This is a genomic window from Burkholderia aenigmatica (assembly GCF_048627025.1).
Classification (GTDB): Bacteria; Pseudomonadota; Gammaproteobacteria; order Burkholderiales; family Burkholderiaceae; genus Burkholderia; species Burkholderia aenigmatica.
In genome coordinates this window covers 285,028-300,448 of sequence record NZ_CP184470.1, presented here as the reverse complement: position 1 = coordinate 300,448, position 15,421 = coordinate 285,028, and the positions used below count along the sequence as shown (strand labels likewise).

12 protein-coding genes are annotated in these 15,421 nt (G+C 68.2%); 2 read left to right on the top strand and 10 right to left on the bottom strand.

Translation table 11 applies throughout. The features are described from left to right. Positions 1-32 precede the first annotated feature (32 nt). Both paaK and ACN8ZM_RS33680 read right to left on the bottom strand, forming a co-directional pair. Complete coding sequence (gene paaK / locus ACN8ZM_RS33685) at positions 33-1,355, bottom strand: phenylacetate--CoA ligase PaaK (protein WP_011354922.1); 1,323 nt, start codon at positions 1,353-1,355, stop codon at positions 33-35. A gap of 58 nt (positions 1,356-1,413) precedes the next feature. Then, positions 1,414-2,970 (bottom strand): 3-hydroxyacyl-CoA dehydrogenase, encoded by a 1,557-nt coding sequence (locus tag ACN8ZM_RS33680; RefSeq protein WP_420213161.1) that lies wholly within the window; start codon positions 2,968-2,970, stop codon positions 1,414-1,416. Between the two features lie 547 nt (positions 2,971-3,517). On the opposite strand from ACN8ZM_RS33680, the gene ACN8ZM_RS33675 reads away from it, so the two are divergent. Continuing rightward, positions 3,518-4,606 (top strand): calcium:proton antiporter, encoded by a 1,089-nt coding sequence (locus ACN8ZM_RS33675; protein ID WP_043184413.1) that lies wholly within the window; start codon positions 3,518-3,520, stop codon positions 4,604-4,606. 90 nt (positions 4,607-4,696) lie between these two features. On the opposite strand, the gene ACN8ZM_RS33670 is transcribed toward ACN8ZM_RS33675, so the two are convergent. The 8 genes from ACN8ZM_RS33670 to ACN8ZM_RS33635 all read right to left on the bottom strand — a co-directional run bounded on the left by ACN8ZM_RS33670 (position 4,697) and on the right by ACN8ZM_RS33635 (position 14,330). After that, positions 4,697-5,830, bottom strand: a complete 1,134-nt coding sequence (locus ACN8ZM_RS33670) for a transporter substrate-binding domain-containing protein (RefSeq protein ID WP_420213160.1) — start codon at positions 5,828-5,830, stop codon at positions 4,697-4,699. Positions 5,831-5,850: 20 nt separating this feature from the next. Beyond that, on the bottom strand, positions 5,851-6,624 hold the full coding sequence (locus ACN8ZM_RS33665) for a hypothetical protein (protein ID WP_420213159.1): 774 nt from the start codon (positions 6,622-6,624) through the stop codon (positions 5,851-5,853). A 664-nt stretch (positions 6,625-7,288) separates the two neighbouring features. Further along, the gene (locus ACN8ZM_RS33660) at positions 7,289-8,113 is read right to left on the bottom strand and encodes an amidohydrolase family protein (protein WP_420213158.1); all 825 of its coding nucleotides are present in this window, start codon (positions 8,111-8,113) and stop codon (positions 7,289-7,291) included. Further along, positions 8,110-9,132, bottom strand: a complete 1,023-nt coding sequence (locus tag ACN8ZM_RS33655) for an NAD(P)-dependent oxidoreductase (protein WP_420213157.1) — start codon at positions 9,130-9,132, stop codon at positions 8,110-8,112. The genes ACN8ZM_RS33660 and ACN8ZM_RS33655 overlap by 4 nt, the downstream gene beginning before the upstream one ends. Beyond that, positions 9,129-10,199, bottom strand: coding sequence for a LacI family DNA-binding transcriptional regulator (locus tag ACN8ZM_RS33650; protein ID WP_420213156.1), 1,071 nt, complete (start codon positions 10,197-10,199; stop codon positions 9,129-9,131). The genes ACN8ZM_RS33655 and ACN8ZM_RS33650 overlap by 4 nt, the downstream gene beginning before the upstream one ends. Before the next feature lie 22 nt (positions 10,200-10,221). Continuing rightward, positions 10,222-12,108 carry a TRAP transporter large permease subunit gene (locus ACN8ZM_RS33645; RefSeq protein ID WP_089452744.1) on the bottom strand — a complete coding sequence of 629 codons (1,887 nt, stop codon included), beginning with the start codon at positions 12,106-12,108 and terminating at the stop codon, positions 10,222-10,224. Between the two features lie 3 nt (positions 12,109-12,111). After that, the gene (locus ACN8ZM_RS33640; RefSeq protein ID WP_301767788.1) at positions 12,112-13,140 is read right to left on the bottom strand and encodes a TRAP transporter substrate-binding protein; all 1,029 of its coding nucleotides are present in this window, start codon (positions 13,138-13,140) and stop codon (positions 12,112-12,114) included. A gap of 281 nt (positions 13,141-13,421) precedes the next feature. After that, on the bottom strand, positions 13,422-14,330 hold the full coding sequence (locus ACN8ZM_RS33635; protein WP_043184397.1) for a LysR substrate-binding domain-containing protein: 909 nt from the start codon (positions 14,328-14,330) through the stop codon (positions 13,422-13,424). A gap of 113 nt (positions 14,331-14,443) precedes the next feature. Here ACN8ZM_RS33635 and ACN8ZM_RS33630 point away from each other — a divergent pair, with 113 nt between their 5' ends. Next, positions 14,444-15,382, top strand: coding sequence for a 2-hydroxyacid dehydrogenase (locus ACN8ZM_RS33630; protein WP_420213155.1), 939 nt, complete (start codon positions 14,444-14,446; stop codon positions 15,380-15,382). The last annotated feature ends 39 nt before the right edge of the window (positions 15,383-15,421 follow it).

The following is a 15,421-nucleotide window of genomic DNA, read 5'->3' as shown; positions in this document are numbered from 1 at the left end:
GGTTTCCTCGGGTAGAACGACAAACATCGGAATTACGCAGCCTGACGGCGGTCGATCACGCGCCGGGCCTTGCCGGTCGCGGTCGCGGGAATGCCGCCCGCCGCCAGCACCGTCACGCCCGACGACACGCCGACCATGGTCTTGATCCGGTGCTGCAGCTCGCGCGCGAGCGCCGCGCGATCGCTGTCGCTGACGGACGCGGCCGCTTCGGAGCGCAGTTCGACCGCGAGGTCGAGCCGGTCCATGTGACCGTCGCGCGACAGCGTGATCTGGAACTGGCCCGACAACTGCGGCAGCGCGACGACGATCTCCTCGATCTGGCTCGGGAACACGTTCACGCCGCGCACGATCAGCATGTCGTCGGAGCGGCCCGTGATCTTCGCGAGACGGCGCATCGCACGCGCGGTCGGCGGCAGCAGCGCGGTGAGGTCGCGCGTGCGGTAGCGGATCACCGGCATCGCCTCCTTCGTCAGCGACGTGAACACCAGCTCGCCCTGGCTGCCGTCGGGCAGCACTTCGCCCGTAACGGGATCGATGATCTCCGGATAGAAATGGTCTTCCCAGATCACCGGGCCGTCCTTCGTCTCCACGCATTCGCACGCGACGCCCGGGCCCATCACTTCCGACAGCCCGTAGATGTCGAGTGCGTCGATGCCCACGCGCGTCTCGACTTCCTCGCGCAGCGCCTGCGTCCACGGCTCGGCGCCGAAGATGCCGATCTTCAGCGACGACTCGGCAGGATCCATCCCCTGCCGCACCATCTCGTCGATCAGGTTCAGCATGTACGACGGCGTGACGAGAATGATCTTCGGCTCGAAATCGCGGATCAGTTGCACCTGCTTCTCGGTCTGCCCGCCCGACATCGGCACGACCATGCAGCCGAGCCGTTCCGCGCCGTAATGAATCCCGAGGCCGCCCGTGAAGAGGCCGTAGCCGAATGCGTTGTGCAGCGTGTCGCCCGGACGGCCGCCGGCCGCGCGGATCGAGCGCGCGGTCACGTTCGCCCACGTGTCGATGTCGCGCGCGGTGTAGCCGACCACCGTCGGCTTGCCGGTCGTGCCGCTCGACGCGTGCACGCGCACGACCTGCTCGCGCGGCACCGCAAAGAGCCCGAACGGATAGTTGTCGCGCAAATCGTTCTTGGTCGAGAACGGGAATTTCGCGAGATCGGCGAGCGACTTCAGGTCGTCCGGATGCACGCCCGCCGCATCGAACGTGCGGCGATAGTGCGGGACGTTGTCGTACGCGTGGCGCAGCGACCACTTGAGGCGCTCGAGCTGCAGCGCCTGCAGTTCGTCGCGGCTGGCGGTCTCGATCGGCTCGAGGGCGGCGGCGGGATGCGTCGGGTGAGTCATCGGGGTGCTCCTCCAATGGAGTGATGTCGTTATCGTGATCGTGGGAACGGGGCCGGCGTTACGAGCGGAACAGGCGGCCGGCTGCATGCAGCGCGGCAATGCGCGGCGACACGCGATAGCGGTCCTCGCCGTAGCTCGCCGCCAGGTTCGACAGCACGCGATACACGCGGCCGATGCCGATCGCATCGGCCCATGCAAGCGGGCCGCACGGGTAGTTCACGCCCTTCTCCATCGCGAGATCGAGATCGGCGGGCGAGCACACGCCCTGGTTCACCGTGTCGGCCGCCTCGTTCGCGAGCATCGCGACGGTGCGCATCGCCACCATGCCCGGCACGTCCGCGACGCCGACGACGCGAAAACCCGCCTGCTGGAACAGACCGACCGCGTCCGCATAGGCCGCATCGCTGCACTGGAGCGCGCGCGTCAGCGCAACGAGCCCGGCCTGCGCGTAATCGCGCGCCAGGTCGACGAGCACGAGATCGGCCACGCCCGTCTGCGCGGCGCGTGCGGTCGCGGTGCGGCCGTCGGTCAGCGCGATCGAGGCGCGGCCGGCCGTCGCGAGCAGATCGTCGGCATGCGCGCCGGCCCGCCGGGCACCCGCGATGCGTTCGGCGAAGCGCGCATGCAGCGCGGCGGCCGGGCCGTCCTGCGCGAACAGCGCAACGTCGGCCGGCGCATCGCGCGGTGCTTCGAGATCGGGCGCGGGCGGCGTCGCGCCGTCCGCATACGAATAGAAGCCACGCCCCGACTTGCGTCCGAGGAAGCCCGCGTTCACGAGTTCCTGCTGGATCAGCGACGGCGTATAGCGCGGATCGTTGAAGTACGCGCGGAACACCGATTCGGTCACCGCGAAGTTCACGTCGTGGCCGATCAGGTCCATCAGCTCGAACGGCCCCATCCGGAAGCCGCCGGCCTCGCGCATCACCGCGTCGATCGATGCCGGCGCGCCGCCCTGCTCGTTCAGCACGCGCAGCGCCTCCGCGTAATACGGCCGCGCGACGCGGTTCACGATGAAGCCCGGTGTCGATTTCGCCATCACGGGCTGCTTGCCCCACGCGGCGGCGGTCGCCACCAGCCCCTGCGCGATTTCGGGCGCGGTCGCGAGCCCGCTGACCACCTCGACGAGCGCCATCAGCGGCGCCGGGTTGAAGAAATGCAGGCCGGCGACGCGCTGCGGCACGCGCAGCCCGGCCGCGATCGACGTGATCGAGATCGACGACGTGTTGGTCGCCAGCACGCACGCGTCGTCGACGTGGCGTTCGAGCGTCGCGAAGATCTCGCGCTTCACGTCGAGCCGCTCGGCCGCTGCTTCGACGATCAGCGCGGCGCCCGCGAACTCGGCCAGGTCACGCACGGCGCGGATCCGGGCGCCGGCCGCGTCCGCCTGGGCCGGTGCGAGCCGGCCTTTCTCCGCGAGCCGCGCGAACTGCGCGCGGATGCCGGCCAGCGCCTTGTCGCAAGCCGCTTCGTTCAGGTCGTACAGCAGCACCGTATGGCCGGCCGCCGCCGCGACCTGCGCAATGCCCGCGCCCATCGCGCCGGCGCCGATCACGCCGACGACGGCCGACGGCGCCAGCGCGCCCGAGTTCACCGAATGTGCAGAAGAAACAGCCATCGCTTGCGATCCGTCATGAAGTGGAGGTGCGAGCGATTATAAACCGACCGGTCGGTAGATTTATGTCAGGGCGAGCCCGAATTTGTCGTGCAAGAGACCGTTACGGAAACTGCAAAGACAAAAAATTGAAAGATTCGGGCACTTTTTGTAAACCGAAAGGTCAATGAAAGCGTTCGAATATGAGATAGTGACCCCCGAACGCCTGATAAAATTCGACAAACCGCCGGATTTCAGGGGGAAACCGCGTGTCACGCCACCACCGCCGTCCATCGCCGGCCGCCCTTTCGGGGTCGGAACCGAGCCTCCGGCACGCGCGTCGTCACGCGGGCGCGCCGCGCCGTTTGCGGCCGGCCGCATCGAACCGTTTCATCCAGCGACGGGCTCCGGCCCGCCCGCGCCCCTCGCCGCCTCACGGCGGCGAACCCAGGGCAGCCGTTGCGTGCTGCCACCCCAGGTTTCATCGTCCTCGTTCGGCGGATAGTACGGCCGGGCTTCGTCAACCCGTGACGGCGCGTCGCGCGCCGCCACTCGCATAAGGAAACCCTCCATGCCGCTCTCGTCCAACCAGCTCCCGCGCTGGACCCTCGTGGCCCCGCTTGCCGCATGGCTGGTCCTCGCGCTGTCGCGCGTCGTGCCGGCCGAAGGCCTCGTCATCGCGGTGTTCGCCGCCGCACTCGCCGGCGCCGTGTTCGCCGCCGTTCACCATGCCGAAGTCGTCGCGCACCGCGTCGGCGAACCGTTCGGCACGCTCGTGCTCGCGGTCGCCGTGACCGTCATCGAAGTTGCGCTGATCGTGTCGGTGATGCTCGGCGCGGGCCCCGAGAAATCGGGCCTCGCCCGCGACACAGTGTTCGCCGCCGTGATGATCATCTGCAACGGCATCGTCGGCCTCTGCCTGCTGGTCGGCGCGTGGAAGCACGGCGAACAGGACTTCCAGGGGCGCGGCGCCAGCAAGGCGCTCGCGGTGCTGGCGTCGCTGTCGGTGCTGTCGCTCGTGATGCCGAACTACCTGAACGCCGCACCGGGCCCGTTCTTTTCGAAATCGCAGCTCGCGTTCGCCGGCGTGGCGTCGCTCGTGCTGTACGGCGCATTCGTGTTCGTGCAGACCGTGCGTCACCGCGACTACTTCCTCACCGCGCACGACAGCGCGAACGAATCGGTGCACGCAGCGCCGCCGAGCAGCCGCACCGCGCTGATCAGCATGCTGCTGCTGTTCGCGAGCCTCGTCGCGGTCGTGCTGCTCGCGAAGCTGCTGTCGCCGGCCGTCGAGCATGCCGTGATGCAGCTCGGTGCGCCCGAAGCCGCGGTCGGTATCGTGATCGCCGCGCTCGTGCTGCTGCCGGAAGGGCTCGCGGCCGTCACCGCCGCGCGCGCGAATCGGCTGCAGACCAGCATGAACCTGGCGCTCGGTTCGGCGCTCGCGAGCATCGGACTCACGATTCCGACCGTCGCGGCCGTGTTCATCTGGGTCGGCCAGCCGCTCACGCTCGGCATTGGCCCGATGGAAACCGTGCTGCTGTCGCTGACGCTGCTGGTCAGCACGCTGACGCTCAGCCAGGGGCGCACGACGGTGCTGCACGGCGTCGTGCACCTGTCGCTGTTCGCGGCTTACCTGTTCCTGTCGATCACGCATTGACGCAGAAAAGCGCGCGGCCCGGCGGATCACCTCCGCCGGGCCGCGCGCAGTCTTTCAAGCCCCTGCTCCCACCTTCCCTTCACGCCGCCGTTACCGCACCGGAATCACCAGATGCTGGCCCGCCAGGATCAGGTTCGGGTTCGCGAGGTTGTTGCGGCGTTGAATCTCGCGATAGCGCTGGCCGCTGCCGAGCTTGCTCGCCGCGATCAGGTTCAGCGTGTCGCCCGCCTTCACCACGTACGTGTGTTCGCCCGACGCGGCCGCGGTCGTCACCGCCTGGTCGCTGACGAAATACTTGCGCAGCAGGTCGAGATACTGCGGCGACTGCTTGAGCTTCGCGATCGCGGCGTTCAGGTAGATCAGCAGATCCTGGTCGTCGGCGCGCACGCCGATCTTGTACGCGATGTTCGAGCCGTCGAGCTTGGTCACCGCGAACTTCAGGTCGGTGCCCTTGATCGAGCTGACCGCGAACGGATAGTCGTAGATGAACGCATCGACCGTATGGCCGTCGAGGCTCTTCGCGATGAACGCCGGATCGGAATCGTCGACTTCGACGAACTTCACGTTCGGATACTGACGCGTGACGAACGCGCGTACATCCGGGTCGCCTTTCAGGATGCCGACCGTCTTGCCCGCGAGATCGTCGGTCGTGCGGATCGCGGAGCCTTGCCGCACGATCAGCGAATAACCGAAATCGTCGACGTACGGCACCGAGTAGACGACGCCCGCCGGCGTGTTGTCCGGGAACGTCAGCCCGTCCATGGCCACGTCGACCACGTGATTCCCCTTCGCGTCCGTATCGAGCAGCTGCTTCGGCACACCCGGGTACGTGTCGACCTCGTGACGCGTATCGACGATGACCGGCTTGCCGCCGTGCGAGAACGACGGATCGGCGAACAGCAGCCGCGCGAATTCGACGTTGAAGCCGTGCGGCGCGCCCTTGTCCTCGCCGAAAAACGGCTCGCTCGGGTTCTGCACCGAGACTCGCACGAGGCCGTTTTCGGCAATCGATTTCAGCGTGCTGGCCTGCGGCGTGAAGCCGGCCGGCAGCACGTTGGCCGACGGCGACGGCTGCGCGGGCTGGCTCGTGTCGCCACCTTGCGCGGATGTCGAGGCCTGCGACGCGTCATGCGCGGGCATCAGCGTCGACAGGCCGCCCTGATGCACCATCCATACGCCGACGAGCACTACCAGAAACGCGATGGCGCCAAGAAGTTTTTTCATGGTTGCGTGCCTGCAGGAAGTTATTGTTGTTTCGACGGCAACTGCGCGGGGTTCGCCGTATCGAGCCCGGGCGCGCGGGGGGCGTTCATCACCGCCTGCTGCTGCGCCTGCTTGACCTCGGGGTTATCCATCAGCGACGTCTCCATTTCGGAGAACGCCTTGTTGACCGAGCGCATCACCGAATCGACGGCCACGTCGGTCTTGATCTGCTCGAACGTGTCGGACGCCTGCTTGCCCGCGAGCTTGTTCATCTGCTGCGCCGCCTGCGACATGTCCCACATCGCCTTCGCGCGGTCGATCGCCGACGCGAAATTCTTCAGCTCGGCCTGCACCTGCTTGTAACGCCCCTCGCGGAACGAAAGCAGTTGCTTCATCGTGTCGAGCTGCTGCCGGAAGCGCGGCGCGTCGTCCGGATACTGCTTCTCGAACAGTTCCGTCTTGCTTTCGAAGTTTTTCACCTCGGTGCGAAACGCGGTGATGCTGTCCGCGAACTTCTGCGCCGCCTGGCGCTTTTCCGCGAGCTGGTTGATCAGCGTCTCGATCGGATTGGCCTGCGCCTCCTCGACGATCATCTTCACCTTCTGGTTCGCGAACTTCATCGCGACGACCGGCGCCAGATAGATCGCGCCAAGGCCGATCACACCTGCCGCGACCAGCGCGATCACCCCCTTCAGGATGAACAGCGCGGCCGGTGCCACGATCGCGACGCCGGCGACGATGATCGCCCACTTGATCAGCTTGACCTTGTTACTCCCCGAACTGCCGTTTGCTTCTTCATTCGAAAGCTGCGACATGAGTTTTTCTCCTTGAACCTCGAACCGAACTGCTTGCGTTTGCCTTTTTCAAGCTCAATCGAAATGCTTCGGACTTCGGTGCCGCCGGGCAGCCAGACAAGCCGGCGGCGCAATACAAGGATGGGCGCGACGGGCGTCACGAGACGCCGGTGTAGGCGCCGGTCAGGATGCGGTGATGAGGCGTGGCGGACGGCGCGGCGATGCGATGCAGACAGGTGTCATGCATCGTCGCGGCTCGCGCGCGAACGGGAACGTGTACCGATGCACGGTACGAAACGGGATGACGGATACGTGACGCGACGGGCGTCGGGAGAAGCGTTGTTCCGGCGGGCCGACAAACGCGGGGCCGGTATTCCGGTACGAGTGCGTAAAGGCTCATCGTTGTTCTTCTGCGTATCGCGGGTGCAGGAACCGCGCGGCCGGCGCGTCCCGCTCCAAATGCACGGACGTATCCTGCGCCGACCGGCATGCAGCGTCAAGCAGTTGTCGCAGTGCAGCGAACGGCTGCGTTCCTCCGTTGGAACACCGGCAGCGAAGCAGCTTTCAGCACGGTAAGGATTCGCAGGACTGCGACCGGTCGTGCTCGGTCAGGAATGCTTGTCATCGCACGCGCAAGCTTCCGGATTGAAAGCTTGTCACGCGCGGCACCACGCCGGGTGCCGGCTCAGAATCCGTAAAGCACGGCCGGATTGTCGGCCAGAATCGCACGGGTGATCGCGTCGTGCGCCGTGCAGTCGTCCAGCCAGCCGAGCAAGGCCATATCGTCGGGGACCGGCGACGCGTTCGGGTGCGGCCAGTTGCTGCCCCATACGCAACGCGCCGGATGGTTTCGCGCCAGCACGGCGGCGAGACGCGCGACATCGTCGTAACCGGGCGCGCCCGAGCGCGACGTCTCGTACGGCGCGGACAGTTTCACCCACGCATGGCCACGGTCGAGCAGGCGCCGCAGCGCGAGAAACGCATGTGCGTCGGGCGCGACGGGCGTCAGGAACTTGCCCGTGTGATCGATCACGACGCGCGCCGGTAGCGAGGACAGCAACGGCAAGACGTCGGGCAACGTCCGGCCGTCGAGCTGCAGGTCGACATGCCAGCCAAGCGGCCCGATCCGCGCGGCCACCCGCTCCAGTTCGTCCCACCGCGCCAGCCCGCCCGCCAACATCATGAACCGGACGCCGCGCACGCCCGCCGCGTGCAACCGCGCAAGCTCGGCATCCGGCACGTCGGCCGGCAACGTCGCGACACCGCGCGCCTGCTGACCGAACGCGGCCAGCGCGGCGAGCAGGCAACGGTTGTCGACACCATAGCCGGTCGGCTGCACGATCACGACGCGGGCCAGGCCGAGCGTCTGCTGCACCCGGCGATACGCATCCACCGGCGCGTGCGGCGGACGGAACGTCGCCGTCGGCGCGAGCGGATAGGCATCGTCATAGATGTGGATGTGGCAATCGCACGCGTCGGACGGCCGCACGGTGGCCGCGTCGTGTCTCATCGCGCGCCCGGCCCGGCATCTGCGCGCGCCGTGCGCCAGCGCGCCAGCCGCGTTGCCTGTACCGCGTTGACGGCGCCGCGCGGCACACTTCCGTCGAGCAGCACGGCGAGCTGATCGACCGTCTCCAGCGCCTGGTGCTCGACCGCGGGCAGCGTCAGGCCGCCGACGTGCGGCGTCGCGATCACCCGTGGATGCGCGGCAAGCGCGGGCGTCGGCATCTGGTCCGCGGCGCGCCCGACGTCGAGTGCACAGCCGGCGAGCCGGCCCGTGTCGAGCGCGTCGGACAGTGCCCGCTCGTCGACCAGCTCGCCGCGCGACGCGTTGATGAAATACGCGCCCGGCTTCATGGCCGCGAACGCGCCCGCATCGATCAGGTTCGCGGTGGCCGGCGTCGCCGGTGCGAGGCACACGACGAAATCGGCAGCGTGCAACAGCGCCGCGAATTCGACCTGTTCGAGCGTCGGCGCGTCGACGCGCACGTACGGATCGCTGACGAGCACGCGCATCCCGAGCGCCGTCGCGATCGGCGCCAGATGGCGCGCGATCTGCCCGTAACCGATCAGGCCGAGCGTGCTGCCGCGCAATTCGCGCCCCATCTGCGGCGCCAGCGGCATCCCGTCGTGATAGGCCGATGCATAGCGGCCGATACCGCGCGCGAGATCGATCATCACGCCGATCGTCCACTCGGCGACCGCCGGCGCGAAGCCGGGGCTCGCCTGCGTGACCAGCACGCCGAACGCGCTCGCCGCGTCGACATCGACGGTGCGAATATCGACCGCGCAGCGCAGGAACGCCGCAAGGGCCGGCAGCCCGGCGAACAGCGCCCGCGGCGCGGGCGTCTGCCGGTACGCGATCATCGCGTCGCAACCCTGCGCGGCCGCGACCAGTTCGTCCGTGCCCAGCTCGCGATCGAGCGGATTGCACGTGACGTCCGCGATCGCCTGCAGCGCACGCAGCGCCTTCGCGCCGAAATAGTGGTCGAGCATCCCCGTCGGATGCGTGACGAAGACGCGCGTCATGCTGCCCCTCCGTGCGAATCGTCCGCTTGCGGCGGCGATGCCACCGAGGCGCGCTCGATGAGGGTCACGCCGGAGAACACGTGCGGCTCGCTCGCCGGCGGCGTGTCGCCATCCGCCCGCATCACGCGCCGCACCATTTCCTCCGCCATCTCGGTGACGGGCAGCTGCACCGTGGTCAGCGCCGGGTTGGAAATCGCCGACAGGAAATGACCGTCCATCCCGACGACCGATACATCGTCCGGCACGCGCAGGCCGCCGTCGCGCAGCCCGGCCATCAGGCCGAGCGCGAACAGGTCGTTGACCGCGACGACGCCGGTCGGCCGCGCCGGATCGGCGGCCAGCGCGACGCCCAGCGCGCGCCCCACGTCGACGATCACGGCGTCGCCGTACTCGTTCGCGGGACCGCCGTCGAGCACCCGTGCGTGCGCCTCGACGCCCGCGTCGCGCGCCGTCGCGAGAAAGCCGCGGATCTTGTCGCTGCGGCTCACGGTCATGCCGGCGACCGTCGCGAACGCGAGCCGCCGGTGTCCCGCGTCGACGAGGCAACGGGTCGCGAGCCGCGCGGCGGCCTCGTTGTCGGCCGTGACGTGATCGACCTTCGACAGCTCGCCGGGCGTCGCGCGCCGGTCGTAGCTCACGACCGTCATCCCGCGCTCGGCCGCGCGCTCGAGGTGGCTTTCGTCGGCCAGCGACGAGATCACGATCACGCGCCGCACGCCATGCGCGAACAGGTCGTCGAAGAACGAAGCTTCCTTCTTCGCATCGCGATAGGTATTGCCGATCAGCACGCGATGCCCGTACCGTTCCTGCGCGCAGGCCTCGACCTCGCGCGCGATGTAGCCGTACATCGGGTTCGCCATCGACGGCACCAGCAGCCCGACGAGCGGCGTCTGCCCCGTCTTGAGCTGGCGCGCCAGCGTGCTGGGCCGGTACTGCAGCACTTCCATCGCGGCCTTCACGCGTTCGAGCGTTTCCTGCTTCATCTGGTCGGTACGGCCGTTGAGCACGTTCGAAACCGTGCTGACCGAAACGGCCGCATGACGGGCCACGTCCTGAATCGTACTCATGTCGTCTTGCTATCAAAAACGGCTACAGGCCGAAATGGGCCGGCAGCCACAACGAAAACGCCGGCACCAGAATCAGCGCCACGAGGGCGGCAACCAGCACCAGCAGATATTTCACCATCGGCCGCGCAACGTGCCGGACGTCGGTGCCCGTGATCGCGCAGGTCGTGAACAGCCCGAGTCCGACCGGCGGTGCGAACAGGCCCAGCCCCATCGCCACCACCACGACCGTGCCGAAATGCAGCGGGTTGATACCGAGCTGCAGCGCGATCGGCGCAAGCAGCGGCCCGAAGATGATCAGCGCCGGCGCCCCCTCGAGCACCGCGCCGAACACGACCATGACCAGTGCCGCGAGCAGCAGGAACATCGTCGCGCCGTACTGATGGGCGAACGCGGTCATTGTGCCCGAGACCAGCGCCGGAATCTGCTCGATCGACAGCGCGAACGACACACTCGACGCCGCGGCCACGATGAACAGGATACCGCCGGCCATCGACGCGGCACGCACGAACACGCGCCCGACCACACGCCAGGTCAGCTCGCGAAACGCGAGCCAGCCCGCCACCAGCGCATAGACCACCGCGAACGCGGACACCTCGGTCGACGTCGCGATCCCCGACGTCACGCCCTTGCCGATCATCGCGACCATCACCAGCGCGACCAGCGCGCCGCCCGCGAGCGGCAGCCACGCGCGGCGTTCCGTGAACACCGTCGAGACGTCGATCCTGCGCCCGGTGATCACCGTGACCACCGCGAGCGACGCGGCCAGCACCGCGGCCGGCACGATGCCCGCGACGAACAACCCGGCAATCGAGATGTTCGCGACGAAACCCATGATGATCATGTTCACGCAGGGCGGGATGGTCTCGGCCATCACCGCGCTGCACGCGAGCAGCGCGGCCGTTTCGTCGGGATCCTGGCGCGCGCGGCGCACGGCCGGCATCACGACGCCGCCCACTGCGGCGATGTCGGCGAGCTTGGAGCCCGATACGCCGGAAAAGCACGCTGTCGCGAGAATCACGATCAGTCCGAGCCCACCGCGCACGCGCCCGAAGATCCGCAGCAGCAATTCGACGAGCCGCGCGGACATGCCGTTCGACTCCATCAGCAGCCCGGCCAGCACGAAGAACGGCACGGCGAGCAGCACGAAGTGATCGGCACCGGCCATGACCTGCTGCGAGTAGACGAGCAGCGGCAGTGTCGGGTCGGCCAGGAAATACAGCAGCGCCGAAAACGCGAGCACGAAACCGATCGGCACGCCCAGCACGAGCCCACCGACGAAACCGGCGACCAGCAGCATGCCTGGTGCGATCGCGTGCGCCGGCACCAGCGCATTCCATCCGTACAGCGCGGCCGCGAATCCCGCGCAGCACGCGAGCGTGCCGACCACGCGTCGGCGCGGCGCGTCGAGCGCGTTCGCGAGCGCGAACACGGTCATGAACAGCGCGCCGAACATCATCGGGTACACGTTGATCCAGCCCGGCAGGCCGCCCGGCGTCAACTGGTCGTACGAATCGGCCAGCAACTGGCACGACGACACCAGCAGGTTCAGCGAGACGGCCGCGACGATCCAGTGGCCGATCTGCACGAGCGCGCCCTGCCAGCGCGCCGGGAACCAGCCGCGAAACAGGTCGATGCCGACGTGCTGGCTGCGCCCGAGCACCGTCGCCGCACCGAAGAACACCAGCACGATCATCAGCGCGCTCGCGACCTCCTCGGTCCAGTCGAGCGGATCGTGCAGGAAATAGCGGCACACGACCGAGACGAACACGACGAGGACATCGACGGCCAGCACCGCCGCGGACACGTATTCGATCGCGCGCAGCATCGCGTCCAGCACGCGTGCGACACGGCGTGCCGGAAGGCCGGCGCCAGGCGCCGCCGCGGCGCCCGAAACGGAACAGGTCTCCATCGTTCAGCTCCGCGCGGCGGCAATCGCCGGAAACAGCGACGCGGTCGCCGGATACTGCCGGGCGAATGCCGTATAGAGCCGGTCGTGCATCGTCTGCCGCACCGCCTCGCGTTCGGCCGCCGCCATCGGATGGAAGCTCATGCCGCGCTGCTTCAGCGCCTGCTCGGCCTGATCGGCCTTCTGCGCGGCAATCGCGCGCTGCTGCGCGGTGGCGTCGGCCACCGCCCGATCGAACGCGGGGCGCAGGTTCGCCGGAATCCGGTCGAGCGCGCGCCGCCCCATCACGACGGTCATCGCGGCAAACACGTGATGCGATTGCCAGCACGACTTCACCACTTCGTCGAACTTGCTCGCGAGCACCGTGGCCGGATCGTGCTCGAGCCCGTCGACGACGCCCGTCTGCACGGCCATGTACAGCTCGCCGAACGGAATCGGCGTCGGCACCGCCCCCATCGCCTTGAAGGTGTCCATGAACGCCGGCGTCGGCAGCACGCGCAGCTTCGTGCCCTTCAGCCCCTGCAGCGCAAGCACGGGTTGCTTCGTGAAGACGCAGCGCCCGCCGAAATGCGAGCCCCAGGTCAGCACCGAGCAGCCCGCACGCTTTTGCAGCAGCGTGTTCAGGCTTGCACCGACCGAGCCGTCAAGCACCTTCGCGACATGCGCATAGCTGTCGAACAGATAGCCGAGATCGAGCATCCCGAGTTCCGGTGCCACCGTCGCCCAGATCGACGAGCCCGCGATCATCATGTCGATCGCCCCGATCTTGACCTGCTGCACGACGTCGCTCTCCTTGCCGAGCTGGCTGTTCGGAAAGTAGTCGACGCGGATCGCGTCGCCGACGCTCGCCTTCAGGTTCGCCGCCAGACGCTCGTACCACACGTAGTGCGCGGCGTTCTGGTCGGCCGGCATCGACGACGAGCAGCGCAGCGTCACCACGGGCTGCGCGCGCGCCACGCCGGGCAAGCCGCCTGCGGCCGCGAGCGTGGCGACGGACGCCGTCTGCAGAAAGCGCCGCCGGGTCAGGGTATTCATGGGCCGTCTCCTTTGCTTGTGCGCATCTCAGCGCGACTGTATCGATTTAGTGTATCGATACAGTAATACGACGACCGATGAATCCGGAATGAGGGTTTCCCCGCGTCGAGCAACAGGAAATACGAAGGAAAACGCCTCAACCCGCATCAGTTAAGGCTTACGAGGAGGCTGAAGCGTCCGCGAATGGGGTATCCCGCTGTCGACGGGCCACCCCGCCAATCGTCAGACAACCGACTTATCGACGCGAGGCAAACGCTTGCCGCGCCCCGCCGCCGGCATTCTCACGCGCGTCCGTCGTCCGCGCTTCCCGGCAGGAATTGCTCGACCATCGCGTTGAATACCGGCAGCGCCGGGTTGTCGTTGTCCGCGCGCCATGCGAGATACAGCTCGGCCGCCACGTCGGCGCCCGCCAGCGGCCGGAACACCACGCCGTCGACGTGCAGCTCGCGCGCCGACGCCGGCACGAGTGCGGCACCGAGCCCCGCGCGCACGAGGCCGAGGATCGTGTGCGTCTGCCCCACGTAGTGCAGGTAGTTCGGCAGCCGCCCCGCGTTCGCGAACAGGCCCGAGATCAGGTCGTGGAAGTATTTCCCCTCGTTCGGCGAATACGCGATGAACGGCTGCCGGTCGAGCTCGTCGGGGCCGATGCGCTCGCACGCGGCGAGCGGCGCGCCCTCCGCGACCGCAACCAGCATCGGCTCGCGCTGCACGAGCCGGTATTCGAGCGGCTGGCGCGCGGCCCGCTGGCGCACGAAGCCCGCGTCGAGCATCCGCGACGCCAGCGCATCGATCTGCACGGTCGACACCATCTCGCGCAATTCGATGTCGACGTCCGGCAGCGCGTGGGCGGCGTGCGCCAACAGCATCGGGATCATCCGGTACGCGCTGACCGCCGTGAAGCCGAGCGTGATGCGGCCGGCCCCGCCATGCGCGACGCGCTGCGCGGCCTGCTCGGCCCGCGCGGAGAATTCGAGAATATGCCGCGCGTCGCGCAGGAACCGCTCGCCGGCCGCGGTCAGCCTGACCTGCCGGCTGCTGCGTTCGAGCAACGCGATGCCGAGCGCATGCTCGAGCAGCTGGATCTGCCGGCTGAGCGGTGGCTGCGTCATGAAGAGCCGCCGGGCCGCGCGACCGAAATGCAGTTCCTCGGCCACCGCGACGAAGCAGCGAAGCTGGTGCAGTTCAATCATCCAATTCCTGAATCAATCGATAGCCTTTTGATGTTAGACGCATATCGATACGATTTCTATACTCGGTTGCACCTGATGCGCGGCCCGCGCCGCGCACGACGACCGAGACCTTCATGACCATCGACATCCTGCTCACCCAGCCGCTCCCCGACGCGATCGACGCCGAACTGTCCACCCGTTACGCGGTGCACCGGCTGTATGCGGCCGGGCAACCGGACGCGCTGCTCGATCGCGTGGCCACGCGCATTCGCGGGGTCGTGACCGGCGGCGCGAACGGCCTGTCCGCCGCGCTGATGGACCGGCTGCCCGCGCTCGAGATCGTCGCGATCAGCGGCATCGGCACCGACGCCGTCGATCTCGACCGTGCCCGCGCGCGCGGCATCCACGTGACGACGACACCCGACGTGCTGACCGACGACGTCGCCGACATGGCGATGGGGCTGATCCTGACGACGCTGCGCGACCTCGGCGCTGGCGAGCGGATCGTGCGCGCCGGCCGCTGGGGCAAGACGACCCAGCCCCTCGCGACCCAGGTGACCGGCAAGCGGCTCGGCATCGTCGGGCTCGGCCGCGTCGGGCGCGCGATCGCGCAGCGCGCGCAGGCGTTCCGGATGCCCGTCAGCTACTTCGGCCCGCGCGAGCATCGCGACAGCGGCTATCGCTACGTGCCCGACCTCGCCGCGCTCGCGCGCGACAGCAACATACTCGTGATCGCCGCATCGGCCGATCACGGCAACGTGCTCGTGACGGCCGACGTGCTCGCCGCGCTCGGCCCCCAAGGATTCCTGATCAATGTCGCACGCGGCAAGCTGGTCGACGAAGCCGCGCTGATTCGCGCGCTCGCCGACGGCACGATCGCCGGCGCCGGTCTCGACGTATTCGAGAACGAGCCGCACGTGCCGGCCGCGCTGCTCGAACTCGACCGCGTCGTCGTGCAGCCTCACCGTGCGAGCGCGACCCGCGAAACGCGCGAAGCGATGGGCCGGATCGTGCTCGCCAATCTTGCCGCGTGTTTTGCGGGCCAGCGCCCGCCGACCAGCGTCACGAGCTGATCCGCACGCCGCACGGCGGCCCCCCCGTTACAACACCGG